This is a genomic window from Gulbenkiania mobilis, from assembly GCA_004346645.1.
Classification (GTDB): domain Bacteria; phylum Pseudomonadota; class Gammaproteobacteria; order Burkholderiales; family Chromobacteriaceae; genus Gulbenkiania; species Gulbenkiania mobilis.
Map to the genome: position 1 here is coordinate 13,632 of SMDA01000005.1, position 12,886 is coordinate 26,517.

15 protein-coding genes are annotated in these 12,886 nt (G+C 62.7%); 10 read left to right on the forward strand and 5 right to left on the reverse strand.

Going from position 1 to position 12,886, the window contains the following annotated elements; translation table 11 throughout:
• Positions 1–37 precede the first annotated feature (37 nt).
• The 7 genes from EV669_RS08585 to EV669_RS08615 all read left to right on the forward strand — a co-directional run bounded on the left by EV669_RS08585 (position 38) and on the right by EV669_RS08615 (position 5,805).
• The gene (locus EV669_RS08585; RefSeq protein ID WP_132098421.1) at positions 38–628 is read left to right on the forward strand and encodes an O-methyltransferase; all 591 of its coding nucleotides are present in this window, start codon (positions 38–40) and stop codon (positions 626–628) included.
• Positions 629–631: 3 nt separating this feature from the next.
• A complete protein-coding gene (gene pheA, locus EV669_RS08590; RefSeq protein ID WP_132098422.1) occupies positions 632–1,705 on the forward strand; it encodes a prephenate dehydratase in 1,074 nt (357 codons plus the stop codon).
• A gap of 54 nt (positions 1,706–1,759) precedes the next feature.
• Complete coding sequence (locus EV669_RS08595; protein WP_083460539.1) at positions 1,760–2,344, forward strand: LOG family protein; 585 nt, start codon at positions 1,760–1,762, stop codon at positions 2,342–2,344.
• Positions 2,345–2,369: 25 nt separating this feature from the next.
• Positions 2,370–3,467, forward strand: coding sequence for a histidinol-phosphate transaminase (gene hisC, locus EV669_RS08600; RefSeq protein WP_054285837.1), 1,098 nt, complete (start codon positions 2,370–2,372; stop codon positions 3,465–3,467).
• 114 nt (positions 3,468–3,581) lie between these two features.
• Positions 3,582–4,286 carry an isoprenoid biosynthesis glyoxalase ElbB gene (elbB, locus tag EV669_RS08605; RefSeq protein ID WP_132098423.1) on the forward strand — a complete coding sequence of 235 codons (705 nt, stop codon included), beginning with the start codon at positions 3,582–3,584 and terminating at the stop codon, positions 4,284–4,286.
• A 39-nt stretch (positions 4,287–4,325) separates the two neighbouring features.
• Entirely contained in the window at positions 4,326–5,342 is a 1,017-nt protein-coding gene (gene aroF / locus EV669_RS08610) for a 3-deoxy-7-phosphoheptulonate synthase (RefSeq protein ID WP_054285835.1), read from the forward strand.
• Positions 5,343–5,361: 19 nt separating this feature from the next.
• Positions 5,362–5,805 carry an OsmC family protein gene (locus EV669_RS08615; protein WP_055434149.1) on the forward strand — a complete coding sequence of 148 codons (444 nt, stop codon included), beginning with the start codon at positions 5,362–5,364 and terminating at the stop codon, positions 5,803–5,805.
• A 40-nt stretch (positions 5,806–5,845) separates the two neighbouring features.
• On the opposite strand, the gene EV669_RS08620 is transcribed toward EV669_RS08615, so the two are convergent.
• Genes EV669_RS08620 through dapF form a run of 3 tightly spaced genes read right to left on the reverse strand, consistent with a single transcriptional unit; the run spans position 5,846 to position 7,918 of the window.
• Positions 5,846–6,409 carry a hypothetical protein gene (locus tag EV669_RS08620; RefSeq protein WP_054285833.1) on the reverse strand — a complete coding sequence of 188 codons (564 nt, stop codon included), beginning with the start codon at positions 6,407–6,409 and terminating at the stop codon, positions 5,846–5,848.
• Positions 6,406–7,062: a DUF484 family protein gene (locus tag EV669_RS08625; protein WP_132098424.1), complete on the reverse strand. Its 657-nt coding sequence runs from the start codon at positions 7,060–7,062 to the stop codon at positions 6,406–6,408. The genes EV669_RS08620 and EV669_RS08625 overlap by 4 nt, the downstream gene beginning before the upstream one ends.
• 25 nt (positions 7,063–7,087) lie before the next feature.
• Positions 7,088–7,918, reverse strand: coding sequence for a diaminopimelate epimerase (gene dapF, locus EV669_RS08630; protein WP_054285831.1), 831 nt, complete (start codon positions 7,916–7,918; stop codon positions 7,088–7,090).
• 128 nt (positions 7,919–8,046) lie between these two features.
• Between dapF and EV669_RS08635 the strand changes: the two genes are divergently transcribed.
• From EV669_RS08635 to EV669_RS08645, 3 genes are read left to right on the forward strand one after another with little or no spacing between them, the layout of a single operon-like run.
• Entirely contained in the window at positions 8,047–8,628 is a 582-nt protein-coding gene (locus EV669_RS08635) for a TetR/AcrR family transcriptional regulator (RefSeq protein WP_132098425.1), read from the forward strand.
• Positions 8,629–8,656: 28 nt separating this feature from the next.
• Entirely contained in the window at positions 8,657–9,154 is a 498-nt protein-coding gene (locus tag EV669_RS08640; RefSeq protein ID WP_054285829.1) for a DUF4442 domain-containing protein, read from the forward strand.
• Positions 9,155–9,165: 11 nt separating this feature from the next.
• On the forward strand, positions 9,166–9,978 hold the full coding sequence (locus tag EV669_RS08645; protein ID WP_132098426.1) for a crotonase/enoyl-CoA hydratase family protein: 813 nt from the start codon (positions 9,166–9,168) through the stop codon (positions 9,976–9,978).
• A gap of 62 nt (positions 9,979–10,040) precedes the next feature.
• Here EV669_RS08645 and EV669_RS08650 read toward each other — a convergent pair whose 3' ends face one another.
• Positions 10,041–11,249: a branched-chain amino acid ABC transporter substrate-binding protein gene (locus EV669_RS08650; protein ID WP_054285827.1), complete on the reverse strand. Its 1,209-nt coding sequence runs from the start codon at positions 11,247–11,249 to the stop codon at positions 10,041–10,043.
• A 354-nt stretch (positions 11,250–11,603) separates the two neighbouring features.
• Positions 11,604–12,836 (reverse strand): branched-chain amino acid ABC transporter substrate-binding protein, encoded by a 1,233-nt coding sequence (locus EV669_RS08655; protein ID WP_054285826.1) that lies wholly within the window; start codon positions 12,834–12,836, stop codon positions 11,604–11,606.
• Positions 12,837–12,886: the final 50 nt, after the last annotated feature.

The window sequence follows — 12,886 nt, forward strand, 5'->3', positions numbered from 1 at the left end:
TTGCCGACCTGATCACGCAGTGCTTCTAGGAGGCGCCATGCAGGAACCACAATGGCTGGAGGCACTGCAGAGGCTGTGGGAAGAGGGCGAACGCCACGATGCCGTGGCCTTGGAGCGGGCCCACAAGAACCTATTCATTACCCCCGACACCGGGCGCTTCCTGTATCAGCTGGTGCGTAGCCTGCGTCCGGCACGGGTGCTGGAAGTGGGCACGAGCGTCGGTTACTCCACCCTCTGGCTGGCGCTGGCATTGCGGGATCGGTCCGCTAGCCACCTCAAGAGCCTGGATATCGATCCGGCCAGGCAGGCGCAGGCTTCGGCCAACCTTGTGCGCTTCGGTCTGGCCGGACGGGTCTCCCTGCTGGGGACGGACGCTGGCCCCTGGCTGGCCGCCGCGCAGACGAACAGCCTCGACTTCATCTTTCTTGATGCCGACCGCCGCCGGTATGCCGGCTACTGGCCGCACCTGCAGCGCCTGCTCGTACCCGGCGGGCTCCTGGTAATGGATAATGCCCTGTCGCATGCGACCGAATGTGCGGAATTTGTCGACGCGGTGATTGCGACAAAAGGCTATCTCGCGGAAACTTATCCCATTGGGAAAGGCCAGTTTGTCATTGTGAAAGACTGATTCGTGTCGGAAGAACTGCTCAAGCAACACCGCGACGCCATCGACGCTATCGATGTGCAAGTTCTCAAACTGCTCAACGAGCGTGCCAGCCACGCGCGCGAGATCGGCGAGATCAAGGGGGGCGGCATCATCTACCGTCCCGAACGTGAAGCACAGGTCCTGCGCCGCATTGAGGCATTGAATCCGGGCCCCTTGCCCGATGAATCCGTGGCCCGGCTGTTCCGCGAGATCATGTCCGAATGCCTGGCACTGGAAAAGCCGCTGTCGATCGCCTACCTGGGACCGGAGGGCACCTTCACCCAGCTTGCGGCTACCAAGCACTTCGGGCATGCGGCCCGGACGGTGGCCTGTGCCTCGATCGACGAAGCCTTCCGGCTGGTGGAGTCGCGAGCGCTCGACTATCTGGTGGCGCCGGTGGAGAACTCCACTGAGGGTGCGGTAGGCCGCACCCTCGACCTGATGGTCAGCTCGCCGCTGAAGATCTGTGGCGAGGTAGTGCTGCGCGTCCATCACCACCTCTTGCGCGCCCGACCCGATGCGGACGGCGTCCGGCGGGTCTATGCCCACGCCCAGGCGCTGGCCCAGTGTCACGAATGGCTGAACAAGAACCTGCCGGATACCGTGGAGCGGGTTTCGGTGGCCAGCAATGCCGAGGCGGCCCGTCTGGCCAGTGAGGATGCCTCTGCCGCTGCCATTGCCGGTCAGGCAGCCGCCGAGCGCTACAGCCTGCACAAAGTGGCCGAAAACATTGAGGACGAACCCAACAACACTACCCGCTTTCTGGTGTTGGGCCATCAGGACGTCGGGCCCACCGGGCAGGACAAGACCTCGATCATCGTCTCCGCACCCAACCGGCCGGGCGCGGTACATTCGCTCCTTGCGCCCGTGGCGGACAATGGTGTCTCGATGACCAAGTTCGAGTCCCGCCCCTCGCGGGCGGGGCTCTGGGACTACGTGTTCTTCATCGACATGGAAGGCCATCGCAACGACCCCAACATCGAACAGGCGCTGGCAGGGCTGGCAGAGCGCACTTCCTTTGTGAAGGTGCTCGGCTCGTATCCCCAGGCTGTGCTCTGATTCTTATGTTTTCCTGTTCGGTCCGGCCCTGCCGCCGGACCCACGACCGAGACCATGCTGAAATCCATCTGTCTTTTCTGCGGTTCCAACCGCGGCGTTTCCCCTCTTTATGAAGCAGCGGCCCGTGACTTTGGGCGTACCTTGGCCGAAGCCGGCATCACACTGGTTTACGGCGCTGGCAATGTGGGCCTGATGGGCGTGGCAGCCGATGCTGCTCTGGCCGCTGGAGGCCGTGTGGTGGGGGTCATTCCGGAGTTCCTCAAGGCCAAGGAGGTGGCGCACACCGGCCTGAGCGAGATCCACGTCACCCGGACCATGCACGAGCGCAAGGCGCTGATGGCCGAACTATCGGACGGCTTCGTGGCGCTGCCAGGCGGTCTGGGCACTTTCGACGAGCTGTTCGAGATCCTGACCTGGGCCCAGCTGTCGGTACACCGCAAGCCGGTGGGGCTGCTCAACGTCAACGGTTTCTTCGACCCCCTGAGCGCGCTGGTGGACCACGCCATCGCTGAAGGCTTTGCCCGGGAGGAGAACCGCACCCTGTTCACGCTGGCGGCTGAAACCCCCGCGCTTCTGGACGCACTGCAACGCTATCGTCCCCTGCAGGTCGACAAGTGGCTCGACCTGTCAAAAACCTGACCTGTTCACTTCTTACAGAGGCACCATGGATCTGACCGCCCTTGCGCCCGACTACGTTCGTGCCATCGCCCCTTACCAGCCTGGCAAGCCGATCGGCGAACTGGCCCGTGAGATGGGGCTGGCCGAAGCCTCCATCGTCAAGCTGGCTTCCAACGAAAACCCGCTCGGCCTGCCGCCTAAAGCGCGCGCTGCGCTGGAGGCGGCCGTAGCTGATCTGGCCCGCTATCCCGACGGCAACGGCTTTGCCCTCAAGGATCGCATCGCGGAACGCTTTGCCGTGGGGCACGACACCATCGTGCTGGGCAACGGCTCCAATGACATCCTGGAGTTGGTGGCGCGCACCTTCCTCCAGGCCGGTGATTCGGCGGTATATTCTGAATATGCATTTGCGGTGTACCCGCTGGCCATCCAGTCTGTGGGGGCCGAGCGCATCGAGGTGAAGGCGCGTGAGTACGGCCACGATCTCGATGCCATGCTGGCAGCCATCCGTCCCGACACCAAGCTGGTGTTCGTCGCCAACCCCAACAACCCCACCGGCACGCTGCTCAAGCCTGGCGCACTTTTGGAGTTCCTCGAGCAGGTGCCTGAGCGGGTGCTGGTAGTGCTGGACGAGGCCTACACCGAATACCTGCCGTCCGAAGTGGCTTCCGACAGCATCGGCTGGCTCACCCGCTTCCCCAATCTGATCGTCTCGCGCACCTTCTCCAAGGCCTACGGGCTGGCAGGCCTGCGTGTGGGCTTTGCCTTGGCACATCGCGAGGTGGCCGGGCTGGTTAACCGTCTGCGCCAGCCATTCAACGTCAACAGCCTTGCTCAGGCTGCAGCGGCCGCCGCACTGGACGATACGGACTTCCTGGCCCGCTCGGTAGCGCTCAACCGGCAGGGCATGGCGCAGCTGACCGGAGCCTTCCAGCGCCTGGGGCTGCCCTACATCCCTTCGTGGGGCAACTTCGTCACCTTCCACGTGGCCGATGCGAAGGCACTCAATGCCCACCTGCTGCGCAACGGCGTGATCGTGCGGCCGCTGGCCCCGTACAACATGCCCAACAGTCTGCGGGTGAGCATCGGCCTGCCGGAAGAGAACGCCCGTTTCATCGAGGTACTGGAAGCCGCGCTCGGTTGAGCCACGGCGGCTTTACAGCGCGCCAGCGCCAGCGCAGCATGGCTTCCCGCAGGCGCTGAAGGGTTGGCCGAAGCCTTCGGCCAACCCTGATCTTGCAAGATCGAGGAGAAAAGCATGGAGAACACCTTGCCCGTCGCACTGGTCCTGTCCGGCTGTGGCGTATACGACGGCAGCGAAGTTTCCGAGGCAGTAGGCGTGATCGTGGCTTTGTCGCAGGCCGGTATTCCATACACCTGTTATGCGCCCGATCGGCCGCAGCTGCATGTAATCAATCATGCCAAGGCCAGTGAGACCGACGAAACCCGCAATATCCTCGACGAGGCGGCGCGCATCGCACGCGGCAACATCCTGCCGTTGGCCGAACTGGATGTCTCCCGCCACAGCGCTATCGTCTTCCCGGGCGGGTTCGGCGCAGCCAAGAATCTGACCAACTTTGCCCGGGCCGGCAGCCAGGCCGAGCTTGCTGATGACGTGCGCGCAGCCGTCTTGCCATTCATCCAGGCGCACAAGCCGGTGGTGGCGCTGTGCGCGGCCCCCCTGGTGCTGGGACTGGCCGCCCGTGAGGCCGGCATCACCGGCGCACGCATCACCTTTGGCAATCCCTCCGAAGGCAAAGCCATGGCCGAGGCCCTCGTCTCGTGGGGGCAGCAGCATGTAGAGACGGCAGTGGATGCTGCCTGCGTGGACGAGCACCACCGCTTCATCACTGCGCCCGCCTATATGTATGGCCAGGCCACGCCTGCAGAGGTGTTCGCCTCCTGCCAGGCGGCCATCCGTGCACTGGGCACGATGCTGGGCCACACCGCCACCGCTGCCTGAGGGCGGCATAGTCCGTATCCATCTGAAAGTCATCGCAGCATGATTATTGTCATGGCCCCCGGGGCTTCCGAGCAGCAGCTAGCTGGTGTGGTGGACAAGATCCGCACGGCCGGCCTTACTGAACACGTTTCCCGCGGCACCGAGCGCACCATCGTCGGGGCCGTAGGCGACGAGCGGGCCCTGACTTCCGATATGTTCGAGCTGATGCCTGGTGTGGAGCGCGCCATGCGGGTAGTGAAGGAATACCGCATCGTGTCGCGCGAGAGCCATCCACAGAACAGTGTGGTATCGGTACGTGGCGTGCCCTTCGGGGGGCGGGCGCTGCAGCTGATTGCCGGGCCGTGCTCGGTGGAAACACCGCAGCAGATGGCAGAAGCCGCGGCAGCGGTTGCGGCGGCCGGCTGTCGCCTGATGCGCGGGGGAGCCTTCAAGCCGCGCAGCAGCCCCTACAGCTTCCAGGGACTGGGCGTGGAAGGGCTGGAATATCTTCAGTCCGCCGCACGCGAGCATGGGTTGCCTGTGGTCACCGAACTGATGGACGTGCGCATGCTGGATACCTTCCTGGAATACGACGTCGACGTGATCCAGATTGGCGCGCGTAACATGCAGAACTTCGACCTGCTCAAAGAAGTGGGTCGGGTCAATAAACCGGTGGTTCTCAAGCGCGGGCTTTCTGCCACCGTTAACGAATGGCTGATGGCTGCGGAATACATCGCAGCGGGTGGCAACCACAACATCATCTTCTGCGAACGCGGTGTGCGGGGCTTTGAGCCGGCCTACCGCAACATGCTGGACGTGACCGCCATCCCCGTCCTGAAAAAGGAAACCCACCTGCCCGTGATCGTGGACCCGAGTCATGCGGGCGGCAAGGCCTGGCTGGTACCGGCGCTTGCGCGGGCTGCCATTGCCGCCGGAGCCGACGGACTGATGATCGAGATGCACCCCCATCCTTGCGAGGCTTGGTGTGACGCCGACCAGGCACTCACCCCCGAAGAGCTCACTACTCTCACCGCTGAGCTGCGTATCTTGGCCGAAGCCTTGGGCCGCACGCTCTGAACCCTGTAAAGGAGCACGCATGAGCGATCAGGTACGGGTCAGTCTGAAAGAAGTCGAAGGCTATCGGTTCGAGAATATGTTTGCCGGCGGTGGGGCGCCGCTCGTTACCGACGAGCCGCCACCGCTCGGGGAGGGGGCTGGACCCTCGCCGTCCCAGCTGCTCACCGCTGCCGTGGCCAACTGCCTGTGCGCCAGCCTGCGGTTTGCGCTGCAAAAGTTCCATCAGGATGCGTCGCCGCTCACGGCCGAGGCGACCGCCACCATCGAACGCAACGCGCACCAGCGCTTGCGCGTGGGCCGGATTGAGGTCGTGTTGCAGCTGGGCAGACCGGCCTCAGAGATTGCCCACCTGGACCGCATCCTTGCTTCCTTCGAGGACTACTGCACCGTCTCGCAGAGTGTGGCGCAAGGGCTGCCCGTGCTGACCAGCGTCGTGGATGTCCACGGGGTGCGCTGCAAATAAAAACGGCCCGTTCGGGCCGTTGTTCGCACTGGGCCGTAGCTCAGCCGTAGCGTAGCGCCACTGGCACCAGCCATTGTCCCAAACCCCCGGCGATCAGCGGGCTGGCGATCGCTACGGCCGCAAACAGCCACCAGCCGAAGCGCGCGGTGTCTTCCCGTGCGCGCAGGGTCAACATCAGGCGATAACTGGCATAGCCGACCAGTGCCATCAGCGGCGGCAATAGGGCATAGGCTGCTAGGGGGCGCCATGCCAGCCACTGACCGAGAGCAGCAAACCCCACATGCATGGCCAGCTGGCTCAGAAGGTAGGCCGACAGCAGTGGGGAGGCGCCGGGAAAGCTTAGTCCGCGGCGGTCCACCCGTACTCGTGCCAGCACCCACAGCAGGGCGGTGGCACCGGCCCAGCTGTAGGGATAGATGAAGGGCAGCCAGATCGGCACCATGGGCTGTTCGGGCAGACTGGTCTTGAACACCACCGCCAGCAGAAAGAAAGCTGCCACGAAGGCACCCTGTGCAATGCCATCGCCGCTGGCGATCAGGCGCCACAGTGCATGCAGCCAGTAGAGGCCGATGGACGCCACGAGCAGAAGGGCCACGCCGGTCATGCCGTCTCCAGCCAGCCAAGCAGGGCCGTAGAGACCAGCTCGCCCATCAGCGAAAGATAGTGTGTTTGCATGTCCAGCGTGAAGCGGTGGGCATCGTCGCTGGCCAGCACCAACAGTCCAAAGGGCTGGGCATTGCCGGGCGCACTCAGCGGCACCTGAGCAAAAGACTGCAGCACCGGCGTGGGCGGGAACCAGCCCATGATGGTGTCGTTGACATAGGGGCCGCAATACGGTCGTGCCAGTTTCTCTGCCTGGGCGCGCACTATCTCATTGTCAGTGCTGAAAGCCGGCGCACGCAGTGCAGCTGCCGGGTGCCAGAGCCGCAGCGCAGCATGGGTCAGTCCGAAAGTCTGTTCAAAGCAGAGCACGGCTGCTTCCACAGTGGCCGCCGCACTGCGTGCCCGCAGCAGTGCCAGGGCTAGCGCATGCATCCGTTCCACGGTCTGATCGTTGGTCTCGCCGTGCTGGATCAGCTGCTGCAGCCGGTTTTCCAGCTGGCGGTTGTGGTCCTTCAGGTCCAGCATCAGCCGCTCGGACAGGGAAAAAACGCCGCGTTCATGCGCATGGGCCGGCTTCAGTCCCAGCGCATGGGCCTGCTGCAACAGAAACTCAGGGTTGTCGCGCAAGAAGGCAATCACGTCTTCAGTCTGCATGCTTCTCTCCTGTGTCTGCCAGGCTTCAGGCTTCGATTTCACCGTTGAACACGGTGACGGCCGGCCCAGTCATCTTCACTGGCTGGCCTTCGCCGGCCCATTCAATGGTGAGGTCGCCGCCATGGGTGTGAACGCGCACCCGGCTGTCGAGCAGCCCGCGCAAGATGCCTGCCACTACCGCGGCACAGGCGCCGGTACCGCAGGCCAGGGTCTCGCCCGCTCCGCGCTCGAAGACACGCAGACGGATCTCGCTGCGCGACACAATCTGCATGAAACCGGCGTTCACACGGGCGGGAAAGCGTGGATGGGACTCGATCAGCGCGCCGATTCGGCCCACTTCGGCGGCTTCCGCATCCTCCACCACCTGCACGGCGTGCGGATTGCCCATGGAGACCACGGTGATCTCCAGCGTGCGTCCGTCCAATTCCAGTGGGTGAACGACCGCGTCGCCCTCAGCCGTGAAGGGGATGTCCGCGGCCTTGAGCCGGGGTACCCCCATGTCCACGATCACTTCGCCGCCGCCATGGAACTCGGGCACGATGACCCCACGGGCAGTTTCCACGCGGATGGCCTGCTTGTTGGTCAGACGCTGGTCGGACACGAACTTGGCGAAGCAGCGTGCGCCGTTACCGCACTGCTCCACTTCGTGGCCGTCATTGTTGAAGATGCGATAGCGGAAGTCGTTGTCCTGCGATTGCGGTGCCTCGACCAGAAGTAACTGGTCAAAGCCGATGCCGAAATGGCGGTCCCCCCACTGGCGGATGCGTTCCGGCGTCAGTGACACCGTCTGGCGCACGCCGTCGATGACCATGAAGTCATTGCCAAGGCCGTGCATCTTGCAGAATTTGAGTTTCATCGAAATGGGTTACCGGTCGGGTTGGCCGAAACGGCTTCATCATACCCGAAGTTGTGCAGCGCGCGGCGCAGAGAATGCCCCGGGCATGCGCATTGACACCTTACTGACCGGTAAGTAGAGTGGGGCGGATGAAAGCCGAAACCGAAGCCCGCACCGATACTCGCAAGCGCATTCTCGACATCGCGGAGGAGCTGCTCCTTACGCGCGGGTTCAATGCCTTCAGCTACCAGCACATCAGCCGGGAGCTGGGCGTACGCAATGCGGCCATTCACTATCATTTCCCGCACAAGACCGACCTCGGGACGGCACTGGTTGAACGTTACATCCGCCGACTGGAGCGCTTCATCGAGCAGCATGGGGAGGCGTCTGCCACCGCGCAGCTGGAGCGTTTCTTCGAGCTGGCAGACGCCTATTTCCGGAACGATCGCCAAGTATGCCCGAGCGGCATCCTGACGGTTGAGCTCCATACCTTGCCTGTCGAGATGCAGGTCGCGGCGCGCCGCTTCATCGAGGTGATGCGCCAGTGGGCCGAGCGCATCGCCACGCTGGGGCAGGTGGAAGGCAGCATGCGCTTTGCCGGCACGCCCGCCGCTATGGGCCTGACCATGCTGGCCACACTGCAGGGCGGGCTGCAGCTTGCCCGTATCGAGGCTGCATGGCTCAACAGCATCAAGCAACAGATCCGTTGTCTGCTCGGCCTGGCCGACTGACGTTTAGCCACCAACACGAGGGGAATCCATGGCTTACAAAAAAAACAGCATGAGCCGTATGGCCGACAAGGCCGCCAACCTGCCGTCCGGGCTGCGCAGCTTTGTGCTTTCGCGGCTTTTCGGCCGAATCGTGCCGTTTCTGGGTACCGCCGGCCTGCGTTTCGAGGAGGTTGGCCACGAGCGGCTGGTGGTCTCCATCCGTAACCAACGCAAGGTGCAGAACCATATCAAGGGCGTGCATGCAGCAGCGATGGCCCTGTTGGCCGAAACGGCCACTGGCTTCGTCGTGGGCATGAACGTGCCCGACGACAAGTTGATGCTGCTTAAATCGATGAAGGTGGATTACCTCAAGCGTGCACAGGGCAACATGCGGGCAGTGGCCACGCTCTTGCCGGAACAGATCGAGGCGATGCATACCACCGAAAAGGGCAATGTGACCGTGCCGGTGGTGGTCACCGACGACTCGGGCGAAGCGCCGATCCAGTGTGAAATGATCTGGGCCTGGGTGCCCAAGAAGCGCAACTGAGGGAGATGACCATGGATTACACCACGCTCACCGTCAAGGTGGAGGAGGGGGTTGCGCAAGTTACGCTCAACCGCCCCGATAAATCCAACGCACTCAACGAAGCCATGTGGCAGGACATCAAGGCTGCCTTCGACTGGTGTGATGCGGAGCCAACGGTACGGGTCGTCGTGCTCTCGGGCAGCGGCCGCCACTTCTGCGCAGGCATCGACCTTTCGATGCTGATGGGCATGAATGCCCTGATCGAAGAGCGTTGCGATGCGCGTAAACGCGAGAAGCTGCGCCGCATCATTATTGGCCTGCAGGACAGCGTCAGCAGCCTGGAGCGTTGTCGCAAGCCGGTGGTGGCGGCTATCCAGGGGGCCTGTGTCGGGGGCGGACTGGACGTGGTGCTGGCCGCGGACTTCCGCTACGCCAGCGAGGATGCCGTGTTCGGAGTACGCGAGGTGGACGTGGCGCTGGTGGCAGACGTCGGTTCGCTGCAGCGTCTGCCGCGTGTGGTGGGCGAGGGCGTGGCCCGTGAAATGGCACTTACCGGACGGGATGTGACGGCACAGGAAGCGCTGTCCGTCCGCTTGGTCAACCGCCTGCTCCCTTCGGCAGAAGCTACTCTGGAGGCCGCGTTGGAAGCCGCGCGCCTGATCGCTTCCAAGTCGCCCGTCGCGGTGCGGGGCACCAAGGAAGTGCTCAACTACAGTCGTGACCACTCAGTGGATGATGGGTTGCGCTACGTGGCAACCTGGAACGCTGGCATGTTGATCTCCGAGGACATCCAGCAAGCCGCGATGGCGGCCATGACGCGCCAGAGCGCCCGCTTCCGCGACTGAACCTGGACGCAGCAAAAAGAAAAACGGCACCCCCTTTGGGTGCCGTTTCGCATGGTGGCCGCTTATTGGGCCGCGCTGGCGGCGGCTGGAGCCGGGGCCCCCACCTCGGCCCACTGGCCGTTCTTCAGCTGGTACAGCGTCACGCTACCGTTTTTGATGTCACCCTTTTCGTCAAAGGCAATCGGACCCGTCACGCCTTCGAACTGGGTCTTGGCAAGCTCCGGCAAGTACTTGGCGGGCGTGGCCGAGCCGGCACGCTTCATGGCATCGATCAGCACGCGGGTCGCATCGTAAGTGTAGGGCGCATAAGCCTGAATGTCGGCGTTGAAGGCTTTCTTGAATTTGTCGTTGAACGAGGCAAACCCCGGCATGGCTGCCTTGGATGCGCCTGCGCTGGAGGCATAGGTACCTTCAGCATCTTTGCCGCCCAGTTTGACGAACTCAGCCGTATTGACACCATCTGCCCCCATGAAAGGCACGGTCAGGCCGATTTTCTTCATCTGCTTGACCATCGGGCCGGCCTGGGCGTCCATACCGCCGTAGAAGATCAGTTCCGGCTTCTCTCCCTTGATCGAGGTGAGGATGGCCATGAAGTCGGTTGCGCTGTTGCTGGTGTATTCGCGCTTCACCACGGTACCGCCCGCCGTTTCCACCGCCTTGGCAAAGTCGTCTGCCAGCCCTTGGCCGTAGGTGGTGCGGTCATCGATGATCGCGATCCGCTTGACCTTGAGGTTGCCTACGGCAAACTTCGCCAGCGCCTGCCCCTGCTGCAGGTCGTTGGCGATGATACGGAAGGTATTCTTATAGCCCTGCTGGGTAAATTTGGGGCTGGTCACTGAGGCTGCCACCATCGGAATGCCGGCTTCGGAGTAGATGCGCGAGGCAGGAATGGATGCGCCCGACGTCAGATGACCGATTACACCGGCCACTTGGCCATCCACGAAGCGCTGGGCCACCTGGGTGGCCACTTTCGGATCGGCCTGGTCATCTTCCGATACGACTTCGAAGCGCGCCGTCTTGCCGTCGAGCTGGATCTTCTCGGCGTTGGCCTCTTCGGCCGCCAGCTTCACGCCATTGTCGCTGTCACGCCCCCAGTGTGCAAACGGACCGGTCAGGGGGTTGGCCGAACCGATCTTGACGACAAGTTCGCCGCCCGACGCAGCCGCTGCAGTGGGTTCCGAAGCCGCCGCTTCCTGTTTGTCGGATTGTTGGGAGCAGGCGGCCAGAGCGGCCACGGCGGCAGCGATAAGAGTAGTGCGATAGATAAACATGGAAATGCCCGTTGTTTTTAGTTAGGAAAACGCGTGGGTCATTCACCATGACTGCTTTTGGCAGGACGGTCAGGACAGGCGGGAGTGGGGCCTATCCGGTATGCTGTCGACTGGATACAATCAACCTCATTGACCGCTCCATTCTTGATCGTTTCACCTGAAGCGTCAAGCCAATTCCCGCTGGGTCTGCTTGCTCGTTTCATCGCGGGCTTAAAATCCGGGCAGGGTTAAAACTATCGAATAGCTTCTGCTAAAAGCAGAGGCTATTCGTTCTAATGCATTAGCGCGGAATCTTGGCCATAACCTGTAAACAAAAACGGCGCCCGAAGGCGCCGTATTAGGATTGATGCGGGCTTACTGGGCTGCACTTGCAGCCGGTGCTGCTGCATCGGCCCCACCACCCACAGTGGAAACCACTTCCCATTTGCCGTTCTTCACCTGGTATACCGTAACGGCACCGTTCTTGATGTCGCCCTTGTCGTCGAACTCGATCTTGCCAGTTACGCCGGTGTAGCTGGTCTTGGACACTTCCGGCAGATAAACCTTCGGGTCGGTCGAGTTGGCGCGCTTCATCGCATCGACCAGTACGCGGACGGCGTCGTACTCGTACGGGGCGTAGATCTGAACTTCGGTGTTGAACTTCTTCTTGAACTTGTCGTTGAAGGAAGCGAAGCCCGGCATCTTGTCGCGCGGCACGCCGCAGCTCGAGGCGTACTGGCCTTCGGAGGCGTCACCGGCCAGCTTGACGAATTCCGGAGTCTGCCAGCCATCGCCGCCCATCAGCTTGGCATTGAGGCCCAGACGCTTCATCTGTTTGGCCAGCGGGCCAGCCTGTGCATCCATGCCGCCATAGAAAATCACTTCCGGCTTGGCACCTTTGATGGACGTGAGAATGGCATTGAAGTCGGTGGCCGTGTTGGTGGTGAACTCGCGCTTCACCACTTCGCCGCCCTTGGCCTTCACGGCCTTCTCAAATTCGTCCGCCAGACCTTGGCCGTAGGCGGTGCGGTCGTCGATGATTGCCACACGCTTGGCCTTCAGGCCGTCGATGGCGAACTCGCCCAGCGCCTTGCCCTGCTGGATGTCGTTGGCAATGACTCGGAAGGTGGTTTTGAAGCCCTGCTTGGTGTAGTCGGGGTTGGTGGCCGACGGGGAGATCTGGGGCAGGCCGGCATCCGAGTAGATCTTGGAGGCCGGGATGGTGGTGCCAGAGTTCAGGTGGCCGACCACGCCCACGACGCCTGCGTCAACCAGACGCTGGGCCACCTGGGTGCCGATCTTCGGATCAGCCTGGTCGTCTTCGGAAACCAGCTCGAACTTGACCTTCTTGCCTCCGATTTCCACGCCTTCGGCGTTCAGGTCCTCGATGGCCAGCTGGGCGCCGAACTCGTTGTCCTTGCCCAGATGCGCGATCGGGCCGGTCATGGGAGAGACCTGGCCGATTTTGACGACTGCGTCACCCCCGGTGGCTTCGGTCGAGGCACCGGAAGCGGCGGTATTGCCCGCACCTTCGTTATTTTTTTCACCGCAGGCAACCAGCGTGACGGCAGCGGCGGCAATGAGGCTCAGACGAGCGTATTTATTCATGTTCTATTTCCCCTGATCTTATCGATGTAGACTTGGTGATCTCTGTATAG

What these genes read in the sequence shown, in the direction of transcription:
- EV669_RS08585 (WP_132098421.1), top strand. Translation starts at nt 38, where the DNA reads ATGCAGGAACCACAATGGCTGGAGGCACTGCAGAGGCTGTGGGAAGAG.
- EV669_RS08595 (WP_083460539.1), top strand. Translation starts at nt 1,760, where the DNA reads ATGCTGAAATCCATCTGTCTTTTCTGCGGTTCCAACCGCGGCGTTTCC.
- hisC (WP_054285837.1), top strand. Translation starts at nt 2,370, where the DNA reads ATGGATCTGACCGCCCTTGCGCCCGACTACGTTCGTGCCATCGCCCCT.
- elbB (WP_132098423.1), top strand. Translation starts at nt 3,582, where the DNA reads ATGGAGAACACCTTGCCCGTCGCACTGGTCCTGTCCGGCTGTGGCGTA.
- aroF (WP_054285835.1), top strand. Translation starts at nt 4,326, where the DNA reads ATGATTATTGTCATGGCCCCCGGGGCTTCCGAGCAGCAGCTAGCTGGT.
- EV669_RS08615 (WP_055434149.1), top strand. Translation starts at nt 5,362, where the DNA reads ATGAGCGATCAGGTACGGGTCAGTCTGAAAGAAGTCGAAGGCTATCGG.
- EV669_RS08620 (WP_054285833.1), bottom strand. Translation starts at nt 6,409, where the DNA reads ATGACCGGCGTGGCCCTTCTGCTCGTGGCGTCCATCGGCCTCTACTGG.
- EV669_RS08625 (WP_132098424.1), bottom strand. Translation starts at nt 7,062, where the DNA reads ATGCAGACTGAAGACGTGATTGCCTTCTTGCGCGACAACCCTGAGTTT.
- dapF (WP_054285831.1), bottom strand. Translation starts at nt 7,918, where the DNA reads ATGAAACTCAAATTCTGCAAGATGCACGGCCTTGGCAATGACTTCATG.
- EV669_RS08635 (WP_132098425.1), top strand. Translation starts at nt 8,047, where the DNA reads ATGAAAGCCGAAACCGAAGCCCGCACCGATACTCGCAAGCGCATTCTC.
- EV669_RS08640 (WP_054285829.1), top strand. Translation starts at nt 8,657, where the DNA reads ATGGCTTACAAAAAAAACAGCATGAGCCGTATGGCCGACAAGGCCGCC.
- EV669_RS08645 (WP_132098426.1), top strand. Translation starts at nt 9,166, where the DNA reads ATGGATTACACCACGCTCACCGTCAAGGTGGAGGAGGGGGTTGCGCAA.
- EV669_RS08650 (WP_054285827.1), bottom strand. Translation starts at nt 11,249, where the DNA reads ATGTTTATCTATCGCACTACTCTTATCGCTGCCGCCGTGGCCGCTCTG.
- EV669_RS08655 (WP_054285826.1), bottom strand. Translation starts at nt 12,836, where the DNA reads ATGAATAAATACGCTCGTCTGAGCCTCATTGCCGCCGCTGCCGTCACG.